Genomic DNA, 14,760 nt, shown 5'->3' on the forward strand with positions numbered 1-14,760 from the left:
CCAACCTTACCAGATCCTTTTCCCTACCGTTTCCGGTCGGAATTTCGTTTCCGGTGGCCGTTGGAAGGCCTTTTGTCTTTCGACTCTTCGAGTTTATCAGATTCGCTTTGGCCGATCGAATCGGCGCTTTCGCTTCTCTTCAGAATCCGAAGATGCTTCTGCGGAAATTTAATTCGCGCTAGAAGTCGGTGAGATCTTAACGATCATTCGCGGGCTTGTCCAGCTCGCGGCAACCGTTCGAATCTACCTCCCACTAGAGGCCGTGTCAACGGTCCTGGCGGGTGAACAGAAGGTTAGCAGGCCCCTGGGCGTTGACGCACATCGAGGCGCGGGGCGGCCGTGGCGGATGCGTGATCCGGTGGGGCCGGGTGCCGCTGGGGCAGGGCTGTGCGGGTCAGAGGGGGAACGTCGACGGTGGGGTGTCGAGGTCTTCGAGCTCGATGCCCGGGGCCGCGAGTACGACGTCGCCGGCGAGGTGGACGGTCTGTACTTCGCCGGTGTCCGCGTCGCTGACCTGGTACGTCTCCACGGTCAGGGGGCCGCTGTCAGTGGCGTGTGCTTCGCTCTTGAGCAGTGCCCAGGACTGGTCGAGGGTCCGGGGCGCCAGCACGGGGGCGGTGAGGGCGACGAGCCTGAGGCGGGTGGGTTCGGCGCCTGGGGCGAGGCGGAGGAGCCGCGCGGCGGCGACGAGGAAGGCGGGGGACATGCCGGTGAAGGTGTGGGCGGCGACGTTGCCTTCGGTGGCGTGCTCGCCGGAGGCGTCGGTGCGTACCCAGGTGACGCCGTCGAGAGCGGCGCCGCGGACGCGCCAGTCCGTGGTCTGGAGCTCCAGGCGCAGCGGGCGGCCGAGTGCGTCGATGGTGAGGTCGACGGAGCCGGTGCGGTTCCCGGACGGGGAGCTGAGCTGGGAGACGTAGCGCCAGCCGGCGTGGCCGGGGGCGCAGTGGAACTGTTCTACGCCGAGGGGGGTGTGATCGTGCGGGTCATGGAGTGCATAGCGACCGCGGGGCATGGTGGGGTCCTTGACGAGTGAGGGCCTGCCCGGCCGGAGACGACCGGGGCAGGCCCCTGTGCCCCCACGCGGGGGCCTCTTGCTCAGCTACTGCGGGCTGATCGCCGGCCGGGTCCGGCCGGGACGGTGCGGACGACGGGCTCCCGTGGGTGCCGGTCGCCCCGCCCCGCCCCTGGTCCGGGCGTCGGCTGGTGGATCAGTAGCGGTAGTGGTCGGGCTTGTACGGTCCCTCGACCGGCACGCCGATGTAGGCGGCCTGCTCCGGGCGGAGCGTGGTCAGCTTGACGCCGAGGGCGTCGAGGTGGAGCCGGGCGACCTTCTCGTCGAGGTGCTTGGGCAGCACGTAGACGTCGGTCGGGTACGACTCGGGCTTCGTGAAGAGCTCGATCTGCGCGATCGTCTGGTTCGCGAAGGAGTTGGACATGACGAACGAGGGGTGACCGGTGGCGTTGCCCAGGTTCAGCAGACGGCCTTCGGAGAGGACGATGATCTTCTTGCCGTCGGCGAAGGTCCAGGTGTGGACCTGCGGCTTGACCTCGTCCTTGACGATGCCGGGGATGGCGGCGAGGCCGGCCATGTCGATCTCGTTGTCGAAGTGGCCGATGTTCCCGACGATGGCCTGGTGCTTCATCTTGGCCATGTCACTGGCCATGATGATGTCCTTGTTGCCCGTGGTGGTGATGAAGATGTCCGCCGTCTCCACCACGTCGTCCAGCGTGGCCACCTGGTAGCCGTCCATCGCCGCCTGGAGGGCGCAGATCGGGTCGACCTCGGTGACGATCACGCGGGCGCCCTGGCCGCGGAGCGACTCCGCGCAGCCCTTGCCCACGTCGCCGTAGCCGCAGACGACCGCGACCTTGCCGCCGATGAGGACGTCGGTGGCGCGGTTGATGCCGTCGACGAGCGAGTGGCGGCAGCCGTACTTGTTGTCGAACTTCGACTTGGTGACGGCGTCGTTGACGTTGATCGCCGGGAAGAGGAGGGAGCCGGCCTGCTGCATCTCGTACAGCCGGTGCACGCCGGTGGTGGTCTCCTCGGTCACGCCGCGGATCTCGGACGCGAGCTGCGTCCACTTCTGCGGGCTCTCGGCCAGGGTGCGGTTGAGGACCTGGAGGATGACGCGGTGCTCGTCGCTCTCGGCCGTGGAGACGTCGGGGGCCGCGCCGGCCTTCTCGTACTCGACGCCCTTGTGGACCAGGAGGGTGGCGTCGCCGCCGTCGTCGAGGATCATGTTCGGGCCGCCGGTGGCGGTGCCGGGCCAGGTCAGCGCCTGCTCGGTGCACCACCAGTACTCTTCGAGCGTCTCGCCCTTCCAGGCGTAGACGGGGACGCCCTGCGGGTTCTCCGGAGTGCCGTTCGGGCCGACGGCGATGGCCGCGGCGGCGTGGTCCTGGGTGGAGAAGATGTTGCAGGAGGCCCAGCGGACCTGGGCGCCGAGGGCCACCAGCGTCTCGATGAGCACGGCGGTCTGCACGGTCATGTGCAGCGAACCGGTGATGCGGGCGCCGGCGAGCGGCTGGGCCTCGGCGTACTCCTTGCGGATGGACATCAGGCCCGGCATCTCGTGCTCGGCGAGGGTGATCTCCTTGCGGCCGAAGTCGGCCAGGGAGAGGTCAGCGACCTTGAAGTCCTGACCGTTGGTGTCGGCAGTCGACATGAATGCTGCTCCTCACGGTTGGGAACGGAGAGGTGATGGGCTGTGCATGCGGCAGCGGACAGAGCTGTCCCCTGGTCGCAGCGCAGTCCGTCGGAGGCCCTCTCTCCCTCGGCCGGACCGCGCAGCGGGCCGACCGACCGCCATCAGCAGCGACGTCTGGCTGCTTCGAATCTACACCGACCGCCCCGGCGAACCCCAGCCCCCCAGGTGGGCGTACGACGGGAGCGGTGGCTCTCGGCCGCACCGTGGCGGATTCCCGGGGGCGGGGTGTGCGGCGTGGGATGGCTGGGTGGGGCGGGGCGTGTTGCGCGGCTGGTCGCGGAGGGCCTGGCGGGGGTGGCCGGGGGACGGCGGGAGCGGGGTTCGGCTGGTGCGGGGGTGTGGGGAGGGCCAGGTGAGGGGCGTCGTGGCCGGCCCGTCGGCGGGGCGGGGGGGCGGAGGGCGTCCACGGGGTTGACCGGTGCGGCGCGGCGGGTGGTCGGCCGGGGTCGTGGCACCCGTGCGGGCGGTGGTGGTCGCCGAGGCCGGGTGGGGCGGCGGGGTGCGGGGGTGGTGGATCAGGTGGGCGTGCCGGGGTGGGATCGGGGCCGAAAACGTTCACCCCGGCGGCGGGATCGGGGCGGCTCCGGTGAAGCGGGGGCGGCTCCCGTGGGCGGGGCGGCTCCCCCGCCAGCCCAATAGGCCGCACCGGGGAGAGCCGCACCGGGCCGGGCGCACGGGAGCTGAACGCCTGGGCGCACACAGCCCCGGTAGCGGAACGCCGTGGGCGGGGGGCGGCTCGGCCCACTCCCCCGCCGTTCCGGTCGGTGTGGGAGTGGGCCGGGAGGAGCGCGCCGTGGGGGTGGTCAGGCCGTGGGCGGCTTGGTGCGGGAGGCGGCGTCGGCGCTGTAGATGTCGGGCTCCAGGTAGATGACGCGGGCGATGGGGCAGGCCGCGCGGATGCGGGTCTCGGCGGCGTCGATGGCCCGGGCCACCTCGGTGGCGGTGTCGTCGTGCCGGACCGCGATCTTGGCGGCGACCAGCAGTTCCTCGGGGCCGAGGTGGAGCGTGCGCATGTGGATCAGGTGGGTGACGGTCTCGCCGTCGACGACGGCTTCGCGGATCGCGGCCACCTGGTCGACGTCGGCCGCCTCGCCGAGCAGCAGCGACTTGGTCTCGGCCGCGAGCACGATCGCGATCAGGACGAGGAGCGCGCCGATGCACAGGGTGCCGATGCCGTCCCACACCCCGTCGCCGGTGGCGAGGGCGAGGCTGACGCCGCCGAGTGCGAGCACCAGGCCGACCAGCGCGCCGAGGTCTTCGAGGAGGACGACCGGCAGTTCGGGGGCCTTGGCGCGGCGTACGAACTGGGTCCAGCTCAGTGCGCCGCGTACCTCGTTGGACTCCTTGATCGCGGTGCGGAAGGAGAAAGACTCGGCGATGATCGCGAACACCAGCACACCGACCGGCCAGTACCAGTGCTCGATGTCGTGGGGGTGCCGGATCTTCTCGTAGCCCTCGTAGAGCGCGAAGACGCCGCCGATGGTGAAGAGGACGATGGAGACCAGGAAGCCGTAGATGTACCGCTCGCGGCCGTAGCCGAAGGGGTGTTCCGGGGTCGCCTCGCGCTTGGCCTTCTTGCCGCCGAGCAGCAGCAGGCCCTGGTTGCCCGAGTCGGCCAGCGAGTGCACGCCCTCGGCCAGCATGGACGAGGAGCCGCTGAACGCGAACGCCACGAACTTGGCCGCCGCGATGGCCAGGTTGGCGCCCAGTGCGGCGACGATCGCCTTGGTTCCGCCCGATGCACTCATGTGTGCCAGATGTCCCTTCCACCCGTGTTCGCCGGGCGCCTGACGGGGAGCCGGCGCTTTACGGCTGCTTTACGGCGGGTCATTGTTGCAGCCTCCGCGGGCGGGAGCGTGTCAGGGCGCAGCACGGTAGGCGGCGGGGTGGTGCTGCCGCCTCTCCTACCTCTGGTGTCTCTCTTGCTTCTGGTGTCTCTCTTGCTTCTGATTACTCTGTCGTCTCCGCCCGCACGACCGGCTCGGCTGTGCGGGGCGTCGTACGTCGTGCGGCGCCGGGTGGTGGGGCCGGCGCCGCACAGGGTCAGCCGGCGACGGTGGCGCGGTAGAGGGTGCCTGTTCCGGTGAGTTCGATGGATTCGGCGGCCGGAACGTAGGCGGATTCACCCTGCTTCAGGTGGATTTCTTCGCTGGTGGTGTCGGCTGCGTCGGCCGTGGCGCGCAGCGTGACCGTGCCTGCGGTGCAGAGCAGGATCTGGGGTGCGCCGGTGGGCAGCCGGCGGGGCGTGGCGTCGGCCGGCAGGACGTACCGCGAGAGCCGGAACTCGTCGATCGGCGTCGCGTAGACCTCTTCGCCGTCCGCGTCCGCTTCGGGGCGCAGCACGCCGGGCGGGGCGCTCTCGAAGACGACGACGCGCAGCAGTTCCGGTACGTCGACGTGCTTGGGGGTCAGGCCGCAGCGCAGCACGTTGTCGGAGTTGGCCATGAGTTCGACGCCGAGGCCGCCGAGGTAGGCGTGCGGGACGCCGGCGCCGAGGTAGAGGGCCTCGCCCGGCTGGAGCGTGACGTGGTTGAGGAGCAGGGCCGCGAGCACGCCGGGGTCGCCGGGGAAGCTGCGGGCCATGGTTGCGCAGGCGGCGTACGCGCCGGCGTGCGGGCCCTGCTCGGCGGCGAGTCGGTCGGCGGCTGCGGCGGTCTCGGTGACGGTGGCGGCGATGGCCCCGCGTTCGGCGCTGAGCACGGCGGTCAGCACCTCGCGCAGCGCGTCGGCCTCCGGGCTGGCCCGCAGGAGGTCCACGTACGGCTTGAGCGAGTCGACGCCGAGGGCGGCGAGCAGTTCCGCGGCCTCGGCGGCGGTGCGGAAGCCGCACAGGCCCTCGAAGGGGGTGAGCGCGCAGATCAGCTCGGGCTTGTGGTTGGCGTCCTTGTAGTTGCGGTGCGGGGCGTCGATGGGAACGCCGCGCTCTTCCTCGTCGGCGTAGCCGGCCCTGGCCTGGGTGAGGTCCGGGTGGACCTGGAGGGAGAGGGCGGTGTCGGCGGCGAGCACCTTGAGGAGGAACGGCAGCCGGTCGCCGAAGCGGGCGACGGCGTGCGGGCCGAGTTCGCCGGCCGGGTCGGCGGCGATGACCGCGCCGAGGCTGACGGGGCCGGCGCCGCGGTCGACGTGCGACGGGGCGCCCGGGTGCGCGCCCATCCACAGTTCGGCCTGCGGTTCGCCGGTCGGCTCGGTGCCGAGCAGCTCGGGGATGGCGGTGGGCGAACCCCAGGCGTAGGGGCGCACGGTGTTGGCTAGGCGGTCCATCGAGGGTTCCTGACTGTGTGGATGCGGGCCGCGGGCCGTCGCGGACGGGTCGGGTGGTGGTCGTACGGCCGGTGCGGGCCGGTAGGGGGTGGTGTACGCCGGCGTGCAGGGCGCGTGGTGCGCGCCGGTGCGGGTGCGGCGTACGGGCCGGCGGGATCGGGTACGCCGGTACGCGCGCCGGAGCGCCGGTCCGGGGCCCGGCCGGCGGGTCGCGCAGACGGGCCGGGTGGATGTGCCGGTGAGCGGCGCGCACGGTGCACGGGGTGTGCGCCGGAGCCCGGCGGTAGTGCGGGTACGGATGCGGGTGCGGGTGCGCCCGGGGTGGTGCGGCGTACGGGGTACGCGTGATGTGTGGGCCCGGTTGGGGCGAGGTGCGGGAGTGGTGTGCGGGACGGCCGCGTCTGCGGCGGGTTGTGCTGCTGTTGCCGTGCTGTGTGGTGCCGTGCTGCTCAGTGGGGGTGGGTGGGCGTGCGGGACGGATGGGGTGCGGAGGCTAGGCGTCCGTCGAGTGCTCGACGGGCGTGCGGCCCGCGTTGTTCATGATCCCTCTGCGCCGGCAAGCAGCAGGTAAACGGCGGCGAAATCCGTGATGGCGAGAAGCTCTGCGGCGTTCTCCAGGGCCTCGTCGGCGGATGAGTCGGCTGAGTCGGCGGATGGTTCGAGTTCGCTGACGGCCGTGTCGTGGGTGAGCGCGAGGTCGCGCGCGGCGGGGGCGGCGGAGAGCACGGCGGTGGCGGGCTGGTCGGTCGGAGTGGGCCGGTCACGCAGGAGTACGACGCGGGCTCGGAGCGCCTCCGGGTCCTCCACGCGGTCCCTGAAGAAGTCGTCGGGGTCAGCCCCGCCTGCGAAAGCGCTGGTCAGCAGGGCACCGTGGAGGCGCAGCGCGTCCGGGAGCTCGGCGGCGAGCGCGGGCCTGCCGGCCACCGCGCCGAGCAGCCGCGCGAAGCGGCGCCCCACGGCAGCGGCCACCTCGCCCTCGGTCCACACCAGCGGGAGCGCACCGGCCAGTTCGGCGGCGAGCGTCTTGGCCGGGTTGCGGTAGGCCGCCTGGGCCGGGCCGCAGCGCTCGGCGACGCGGTCGAGTCGGTCGGCGACGCGCTCCAGTGCCTCGGGCGGCGCGTGCAGCAGGCCGATCCGGTCGGCGAGCGCGAGCAGTGGGGTGAGCACGGCCCACAGCGCTCCGGGCGAGGGCACCACCGGTTGCGCGCCGGCGCGCGGCGCGCCGGTGTGGTCGGCGGGGGCGTGCGGATCGGCCGCGCCGTGCGGGTGGGCGCCGAGGGCGCCGACGGCGGGGGGTTCGGGCCGCGGGTGGGCCTCGCCGGGGGCGAGCGGTGGCGGGTTGTTGCCGCCCTCGCCCGGCTCCGGCCGGTCGGCGTACCGCGGCTGGTCGGCGGCCGGCCAACCGCCGTCGACGGGGCCGGCCGCGTCGCGCTCGTACGCGCCGTACCCGGCGGTCTGCGGGCCGGCCTCGGGCAGCGGGGCGGGCGCCGTCGGGATGGGCAGGCCGCGGGCCCGTACGACGGCCTCGGTCAGCGGGGTTTCGGTGGGGCAGACGGCGACGACGGTGCAGCCGCGGCGGTACGCCTGGTCGACGAGGACCGCGAGGCCGGGCTCCGAACCGTCCGGGGTGGTGACGGCGAGCAGGTCGAGCGGGCCGGCCCAGCCGGGCAGCGTCCACCGCAGCGCCCCGGCGGCGGGGGCCACGCCGGTCGGGCGGACCAGGGTGACCGGGAGGCTGCCGCCGGCGAGCGCGCCGAGCAGGTCGGCGGTGCAGTCGGCCACGCTGCCCGGGCCGGCCACCAGGATCGACCGCGGCCGGCCGTCGGGCTGGAGGTCGGCGAGGCCCGCTTCGGCGGCGAACCTGGCAGCCGTCCGCACCCGGGCCCCGGACTCCGCTGCGCCCCGCAGCAGCCCGCGGGTGTCGGCGCGCGTCAGTGCTTCGGGGGCGTCCAGGAGCGATTCGTCGAGCATGGTGCGTCGGCCTCCGATCGCCGTGGGGCGGGAACGCGGTACGCGGTTCAGGCCGGGCGGCGCGCCTCGTCCACCAGGAGTACGGGAATGCCGTCCCGGATCGGGTACGCCAGGCCGCACCCTTCTCCTTCGCAGACCAGCTCGGGTTCGTCGGCAGCCGACTCGTCCCGCAGCGGGGCGTGACACGCCGGGCAGGCGAGGATCTCCAGGAGGCTGGCTTCGACCGGCATGGTCTTCCCTTCGGGACGGGCACAGTGCTGTGCGGCCCAGGGTACCGCCGGGCCCGGAGCGGGGCGCCCGGCGGGCAGGGGGTGGCCTCCGACCCCGGCGGGCGCGGGCGGCCCTGCCCGGTGGGCCGCGCGGCGAGCCGTGGCGGGTGCGCTGTGGGGTGGGCTGATGGGTGGGCGTGGGTACGCGCGCGAGGCTGTGCGGTTCGCGCCCCAGGCGCGGCAGCGGCCTTCGTCATTCGCAGCGTGGGTACGCGCGCGAGGCTGTGCGTTGCGTGCCCGGACAGGCCGTCGCTTACGGCGGCGTTCCGCGGACGGAACGGAGCTGCGCGAGAAGCCCGCGCGGGCACGACGGGCGGGCGTGGGCGGCGGTGCTTCGCGGGCGGCGCCCCGGGATGGCCGAAGCATCGCGCGTAGGCACTACGCGTACGCGTACGGGCAGGTCGTAGTCCGCCGGTGCCGGGTACGCGCGCCCACGCGCGCGTACGCACACACGACGGCCCGCGGCACCGCGGTCGTCCTCGTCCGGAAGCGGACGCCTCGCGCGCGTACGCACGACGACTCGCGGCGCCGCGGTCACCCTCGTCCAGGAGCGGACGCCACGCGCGCGCCTCCGCGCGACGGCCCCGGGCGGGCCGCCCCGTGGGGGACGGCCCGCGGCCGGGGCCGGGTGGGGCTGGCGGGCGTGCCGGGGTGGTCAGCCGCGGACGATGGCGAGGACCTCGTCGCGCACGCGGGCCACCGTCTCCGCGTCCTGGGCCTCCACGTTCAGCCGGAGCAGGGGCTCGGTGTTGGAGGCGCGGAGGTTGAACCACCAGGTGGGGGCGGTGACGGTGAGGCCGTCCAGTTCGTCGAGCTGGACACCCGGGCGGGCGGCGTAGGTGGCCTTGACGGCGGCGGCGCGGCCGGGCTGGTCGGCGACGGTGCTGTTGATCTCGCCGGAGGCGGCGTACCGGTCGTAGCGCGCGACGAGGGCGGAGAGCGGCCCGTCCTGTTCGCCGCGGGCGGCCAGTACGTGCAGGGCGGCGAGCATGCCCGTGTCGGCGTTCCAGAAGTCCCGGAAGTAGTAGTGCGCGGAGTGTTCGCCGCCGAAGATGGCGCCGGTGCGGGCCATTTCGGCCTTGATGAAGGAGTGGCCGACGCGGGTGCGGACGGGCGTACCGCCGGACTCCTTGACGATCTCGGGCACGGACCAGGAGGTGATGCAGTTGTGGATCACCGTGCCGCCCGGGTGCTTGGCCAGTTCGCGCTGGGCGACTAGGGCGGTGATGGCGGACGGCGCGACCGGTTCGCCCCGTTCGTCCACCACGAAGCAGCGGTCCGCGTCGCCGTCGAAGGCCAGTCCGAGATCGGCGCCGACCTCCCGGACCTTGGCCTGGAGGTCGACGATGTTCTTGGGGTCGAGCGGGTTGGCCTCGTGGTTGGGAAACGTTCCGTCAAGCTCGAAGTAGAGCGGTACGAGGTCGATCGGCAGCCCGTCGAAGACGGTGGGCACGGTGTGCCCGCCCATGCCGTTGCCCGCGTCCACGACGACCTTCAGCGGCCGGCTCTGCGCGAGGTCGACCAGGGACCGCAGGTGGGCGGCGTAGTCGGCGAGCACGTCGCGCTGGCTGATGGTGCCCCGGGTCTCGGCCGGCTGGGGTGCGCCCTCCTGCGACCAGCGCTCGACCAGCGCGCGGATGTCGGCGAGCCCGGTGTCCTGGCCGACGGGGGCGGCGCCGGCGCGGCACAGCTTGATGCCGTTGTACTGGGCCGGGTTGTGGCTCGCGGTGAACATCGCGCCGGGCAGGTCGAACGCCCCGCTCGCGAAGTACAGCTCGTCCGTCGAGCAGAGGCCGATCTCGGTGACGTCGACGCCGAGCGCCGCCGCGCCCTCGGCGAACGCCCGGGACAGGCCCGGGGACGACGGCCGCATGTCATGGCCGACGACGATCGCGTTTGCGTCCGTTACCTGCGCGAACGCCGCGCCGAACAGTGCGGCCAGTGCTTCGTCCCACTGGTCAGGGACGACCCCGCGCACGTCGTACGCCTTCACGATCTGCGACAGATCAGCCACGGCCTACTCCTTTTGGGCATCGTTGATGGGTGCCAAATCTACCGGTGGGGGTTGGCGGGCCGCCGTGCGGCCGTCCCTTCGCGCAGCGGCGGCCCGCGGGGCCGGTGGCCCCCGTGTCCGGCCGCGGCACCGGGGCCGTGCGGCGCCGGGCGGAGGCGGGCAGCCGAAGGGCTCGGGGCGGGCCGCCGCTGCCTGGTCTTCGGGGCCGCCGGCCGGTGCGGGGGCGCTCACGGGCCCGGGTGGAGGGCCTGCGGCTCGGTACGGGGTGCCCGCGGCGCGGAGGAGGAGAGCCCGCCGGCTCGGGGCAGGGGCGCCGACGGTCGGGCGCTCGTCCGGTGCGCGGGAGCGCACGGGCGTACGCGGGGCGCGATGCGCCTCGGGCCGTGCCGTACGCCCGGCGGTGCATGCGGCGTACGCGGGCCGGCGGCCATGGCGGGTGGGGCGTACGCGGGCGTGGCGGGCGGCGTACGGGCTGCCGGCCCCATCGCGGGGATCGGGTCGGCCGGTCGCCGTGGGCCGGGTCGGCCATCCGGCGTACGGACGCTCGGGCCGCGGGGCCGCGACGGGGGCGGCGTAGGCGGTGGGCCAGATTCAAGGTGACCGGTGGGGCCAGTGAGGTGCGTACGGCTGTCGCGATCGGCGCAGCCTAGGAGAACCACGAGGCCATCGCGTTCCGCGGGCCCCGCCAGATCGGGCGGAAGCGCCCACCCGCGCATCAGAGATCTGCAAGGTCCACGGCACCGTCACCCTCCGCGAGCTCCACGAGGCCCGCCAGGAGCACCCGCCCCCCCGGAAGCAGCTAGGCCGCTCGGCACCGGAAGCGCCGCCCACGAAACCGTCAGGAAGAGCCCTCCGAAGTACGCCCGCAGGCAACACCCCACACACAGCCAACGCCCCGCGGAGAACGCCCACAGGCAGCGCCCCAGGCAACCGCCCTCAGCCCAGCATCCACCCCAGCACCACCGTGCTCTGCGCCAGCACGATCAAGCACATGGCCAGCAGCAGGCCGAGGCTCCACGGGAGCACCTTGCGCAGCAGGTCGCCCTCGCGGCCCTGGAGGCCGACGGCCGCGCAGGCGATGGTGAGGTTCTGCGGGGAGATCATCTTGCCGAGGACGCCGCCCGAGCTGTTGCCGGCGGCCAGCAGTTCGGGGGCGATCCCCGACTCGCGGGCGGCGGTCACCTGGAGGCCGCCGAAGAGCGCGTTGGCCGAGGTGTCGGAGCCGGTGACGGCCACCCCGAACCAGCCGAGCACCGGCGAGAGGAAGGCCAGGCCGGCGCCGGCCGCCGCGACGCCGTGGCCGATCGTGGCCGCCTGGCCCGACAGGTTCATGACGTACGCGAGGGCCAGTACGGAGGTCACGGTCGCGAGGGCGGAGCGCAGTTCGTGCACTGTGGCCAGCCATTCGCGCAGCGCGGCCCGCGCGGGCAGCCGCAGTACCCGGGCCGTGCCGAGGCCGGTGAGCAGGACCAGGGTGCCGCCGGTGGCGGCCAGCGGCAGCGTGAAGTCGTTGCCGCCGACGCGTTCCCCGGCGGCGTTCACCACGTCGAGGAACGGCCAGTCGAAGGTCCGGTCCGCGCGCGCCAGCAGGTCCTTGACCGGGCCGATCTGCGCCACCGAGAAGACGCCGACGATGAGCGCGTACGGCGCGTAGGCGCGCAGCACCTCGGGGCGCGGGTCGGCCGGCCCGGGGTCGGCCGCGGGGGTGCCGACGAGGACGGCGGCCCGCACCGGTTCACTGGCGGGGCGGCGTGCGGCGGGGAATGCGACCAGGGCCGCCGCGCCGGCGAGCGCGGCGCCGACGTCGGCCAGTTGGGCCGATACGTAGCTGGCCGCCACGAACTGTGCGAGTGCAAAGGCGAGGCCGCAGGCGAGCGCCGGCCGCCAGGTCTCGCGCACCCCGCGCGCGCCGTCGACCAGGGCCACCAGGAGCAGCGGCACCACCAGGGCGAGCAGCGGCGTCTGCCGCCCGACCGTACCGGCGACGGTGTCCAGCGGCAGGTCGGTGACGCGGGCGAGGGTGACGACCGGAGTGCCCATGGCGCCGAAGGCGACCGGCGCGGTGTTGGCGACCAGGGCGAGAACGGCCGCCTTGACGGGGTCGAAACCGAGCGCGACCAGCATCACCGAACAGATCGCCACCGGCGCACCGAACCCGGCCAGCGCCTCAAGCAGCGCCCCGAAGCAGAACGCGATCACCAGCGCCTGCACCCGCGGGTCGGCCGAGAGCCGTCCGAAGGAGCGCCGCAACACGTCGAAGTGCGCGGTGCGCACCGTCATCCGGTGCACCCACAGGGCGTTGACGACGATCCACATGATGGGGAAGAGACCGAACAGCGCCCCCTGCGCACCGCTGGAGAGCGTCTGCCCGACCGGCATGTCGTACGCGCCCCACGCGACGAGGGCGGCGACGGCCAAGCCGGCGAGTCCCGCGCGCTGCGCTCGTACCCGGACCGCGCCGAGCAGGACCAGGACGGTCGCCAGGGGAAGGGCGGCGACGAGCGCGGACAGCGCGAGAGAGCCGGCGACCGGCTCCAGTTGCTGAACGAACAAACGGACCTCCCGGACTCATGGAATGGTCGTGTCCGCGACAAGTTGCAGTCAATGAGGCGCCGTTCGCCATGGCGCGTACGCGTCGTTCACGGTCGGGGTCAGACCGCGTCGGGCAGGCTGGGGGGGGCGTCCTCGCGCGCGTGCGAGGCGTCTGATGCGCCGTCGGCAGCGGTCCCACGACGCCTGGCGGTCCAGCAGGGCCGGTGGTGGGCGCGGGGCCGGGGAACGGGGGGGACCGGCCGGGATCGAGGGGGTGGGCGGCGGCTGGCCGCAGTGCTCGGTGTCGCCGCAACCCGCGTCGGGCGGGCCACGCGCTGCAGTGCGTCAGCCGGTGGGCGTCAGCCGGGAGCGGCCGGGCGGGTCAGGAGTCGGGTGAGCGGAGGACCCGCAGGTGGGCTCGGCGGGCGACCTCCATCGGGTCGACCTCGCGGCCGTGCGGCGACGTGGGCGTCGTGCCGGGCGCCCGGTCCTGGGGGCGAGCGGCCTCGCGCACCGCGTTGGCGAGCGCTTCGAGGTCGTCGCCGCTGGGTCTGGCGGGGCCGGTGTCCACCGCGAGCCGGACGACCTCCCAGCCGCGCGGCGCCGTGAGCCGCTCCGAGTGCTCCGAGCAGAGGTCGTAGCAGTGCGGTTCGGCGTAGGTGGCGAGCGGTCCGAGGACCGCGGTGGAGTCCGCGTAGACGTACGTCAGCGTCGCGACGGCGGGACGACCGCACGCGGTGCGCGAACAGCGACGTACAGGGCTCACGACGTTGGACGGTACCGCACTCTTGAACGGGCCGCGAAGACTCTCCATGACCTCACTCCACCGTGTCGTCCTCGTTCATCCTATGAACCCGGCGGCCAGCCAACCAGCCTGACCTGCGGAAGGCCAGCGAACGCCGCCATTCGCCCAGGATGATTCCTGTCACCATTCGATCCCATTGACGCCCCGCACCGCGCGCTGTGACGGCCAAGAGGCACCCTTATGTGAACGCGAAGATGGCTGGAACGTTCAACCCTGGACAAGGGGCGTCCCACCCCGGGATCGCGCTGCCCGGGGCGCCCGGCGGCTACTCTCGTCAGTGATGGACACCCCCGTACCTCCCCCAGCCGGCGCTGGGGGCCCGCCCACCCCGCCCAGCGCCGGGGACGCCGCCAGCACCCCGGCGCACGCCCGGGACGCCGGCACCCCGCCCGCCGGGCCGGCGGCAGCCGGCGGTGTCGGCACGTCCGCCGGGGGCGCGGCGCCCCCCGCGGGTCAGGCCGCGGTCCGGCCGCGGCACCGGGACCGGCACGGGCGCGGGATGCGCGGACCGATCGCGCCGCCCCAGGTGCCACTGTCGATCAGCCGCGCGGAAGGCTTCCTCGACCTGGTCCACGACTCGGTCGAGCGGCTGGAAAGGCGCTGGCCACAACTGTCCGACGTGGAGTTCTCCGTCCATGACGTGCCCTACGTCGACGGCGGGGTGGCGGGCCGTGACATCGAGGCGTGGAGCGACGACGCGGTTCCGCTCGGGCGGTTCGTCGCCGCCGAGGGCGAGCGGCAGGCGCGGATCGTGGTCTACCGCCGGCCGGTGGAGATCCGCACCAAGAGCCGCGACGAACGGGCCCTGCTCGTCCACGAGGTGGTCGTCGAACAGGTCGCCGAGCTGCTCGGGCTCGCTCCCGAATCGGTCGATCCACGGTACGGACAGGACTGAAGTTCCGCCCCGACCGTGCCGATCGGTCGGCCGGTCCCGGTCGACCCCGGTCGGGGCGATGTTTTCGGCCATTCTGCGAGGTGTCCACCGCGCGGCCGTACCCACGGGCATGTCGCTCCCCCGCCCGGCCCGTCCGACCCCGGCTCGCCTGGGTTTGACCCGTCCCGCGCAGCTCGTACTGCTCGCACCGCTCGTACTGCCCGTAACGGTTCATGCCGCTACCCGGCGCTGCCGACCCGCGCCACCGCGTGCGGAACCGTGCGGAACCCCGCTGGTCCGGAGCGCAGCGTGGTGCTCCGGAC

The 14,760-nt window shown here is 73.7% G+C and carries 10 protein-coding genes; 1 reads left to right on the forward strand and 9 read right to left on the reverse strand.

Features of this window, described 5'->3' with window-relative positions; genetic code table 11:
- Positions 1-394: 394 nt before the first annotated feature.
- The 9 genes from ACMA1D_RS29440 to ACMA1D_RS29480 all read right to left on the reverse strand — a co-directional run bounded on the left by ACMA1D_RS29440 (position 395) and on the right by ACMA1D_RS29480 (position 13,572).
- On the reverse strand, positions 395-1,012 hold the full coding sequence (locus tag ACMA1D_RS29440; RefSeq protein ID WP_414727038.1) for a hypothetical protein: 618 nt from the start codon (positions 1,010-1,012) through the stop codon (positions 395-397).
- A gap of 196 nt (positions 1,013-1,208) precedes the next feature.
- Entirely contained in the window at positions 1,209-2,669 is a 1,461-nt protein-coding gene (gene ahcY / locus ACMA1D_RS29445; protein WP_414727039.1) for an adenosylhomocysteinase, read from the reverse strand.
- An 845-nt stretch (positions 2,670-3,514) separates the two neighbouring features.
- Positions 3,515-4,459: a cation diffusion facilitator family transporter gene (locus ACMA1D_RS29450; protein ID WP_414727040.1), complete on the reverse strand. Its 945-nt coding sequence runs from the start codon at positions 4,457-4,459 to the stop codon at positions 3,515-3,517.
- A gap of 295 nt (positions 4,460-4,754) precedes the next feature.
- A complete protein-coding gene (gene manA, locus ACMA1D_RS29455; protein WP_414727041.1) occupies positions 4,755-5,972 on the reverse strand; it encodes a mannose-6-phosphate isomerase, class I in 1,218 nt (405 codons plus the stop codon).
- A gap of 537 nt (positions 5,973-6,509) precedes the next feature.
- On the reverse strand, positions 6,510-7,943 hold the full coding sequence (locus tag ACMA1D_RS29460) for an SIS domain-containing protein (RefSeq protein WP_414727042.1): 1,434 nt from the start codon (positions 7,941-7,943) through the stop codon (positions 6,510-6,512).
- A 47-nt stretch (positions 7,944-7,990) separates the two neighbouring features.
- Positions 7,991-8,173 carry a Trm112 family protein gene (locus tag ACMA1D_RS29465; RefSeq protein ID WP_349994832.1) on the reverse strand — a complete coding sequence of 61 codons (183 nt, stop codon included), beginning with the start codon at positions 8,171-8,173 and terminating at the stop codon, positions 7,991-7,993.
- A gap of 694 nt (positions 8,174-8,867) precedes the next feature.
- Positions 8,868-10,226, reverse strand: a complete 1,359-nt coding sequence (locus ACMA1D_RS29470) for a phosphomannomutase/phosphoglucomutase (RefSeq protein WP_414727043.1) — start codon at positions 10,224-10,226, stop codon at positions 8,868-8,870.
- A 936-nt stretch (positions 10,227-11,162) separates the two neighbouring features.
- Positions 11,163-12,779 (reverse strand): L-lactate permease, encoded by a 1,617-nt coding sequence (locus ACMA1D_RS29475; protein WP_414727044.1) that lies wholly within the window; start codon positions 12,777-12,779, stop codon positions 11,163-11,165.
- Positions 12,780-13,140: 361 nt separating this feature from the next.
- Positions 13,141-13,572, reverse strand: coding sequence for a DUF3499 domain-containing protein (locus tag ACMA1D_RS29480; RefSeq protein ID WP_414727045.1), 432 nt, complete (start codon positions 13,570-13,572; stop codon positions 13,141-13,143).
- Positions 13,573-14,062: 490 nt separating this feature from the next.
- Between ACMA1D_RS29480 and ACMA1D_RS29485 the strand changes: the two genes are divergently transcribed.
- Positions 14,063-14,458, forward strand: a complete 396-nt coding sequence (locus ACMA1D_RS29485) for a metallopeptidase family protein (RefSeq protein ID WP_414727046.1) — start codon at positions 14,063-14,065, stop codon at positions 14,456-14,458.
- Positions 14,459-14,760: the final 302 nt, after the last annotated feature.

The sequence above is a fragment of the Streptomyces sp. 796.1 genome, assembly GCF_047525675.1.
In the GTDB taxonomy this organism is placed as follows: Bacteria; Actinomycetota; Actinomycetes; order Streptomycetales; family Streptomycetaceae; genus Streptomyces.

Coding starts and splice junctions, on each gene's coding strand:
- ACMA1D_RS29440 (WP_414727038.1), bottom strand. CDS start 1,012: ATGCCCCGCGGTCGCTATGCACTCCATGACCCGCACGATCACACCCCC.
- ahcY (WP_414727039.1), bottom strand. CDS start 2,669: ATGTCGACTGCCGACACCAACGGTCAGGACTTCAAGGTCGCTGACCTC.
- ACMA1D_RS29450 (WP_414727040.1), bottom strand. CDS start 4,459: ATGAGTGCATCGGGCGGAACCAAGGCGATCGTCGCCGCACTGGGCGCC.
- manA (WP_414727041.1), bottom strand. CDS start 5,972: ATGGACCGCCTAGCCAACACCGTGCGCCCCTACGCCTGGGGTTCGCCC.
- ACMA1D_RS29460 (WP_414727042.1), bottom strand. CDS start 7,943: ATGCTCGACGAATCGCTCCTGGACGCCCCCGAAGCACTGACGCGCGCC.
- ACMA1D_RS29465 (WP_349994832.1), bottom strand. CDS start 8,173: ATGCCGGTCGAAGCCAGCCTCCTGGAGATCCTCGCCTGCCCGGCGTGT.
- ACMA1D_RS29480 (WP_414727045.1), bottom strand. CDS start 13,572: ATGGAGAGTCTTCGCGGCCCGTTCAAGAGTGCGGTACCGTCCAACGTC.
- ACMA1D_RS29485 (WP_414727046.1), top strand. CDS start 14,063: ATGCGCGGACCGATCGCGCCGCCCCAGGTGCCACTGTCGATCAGCCGC.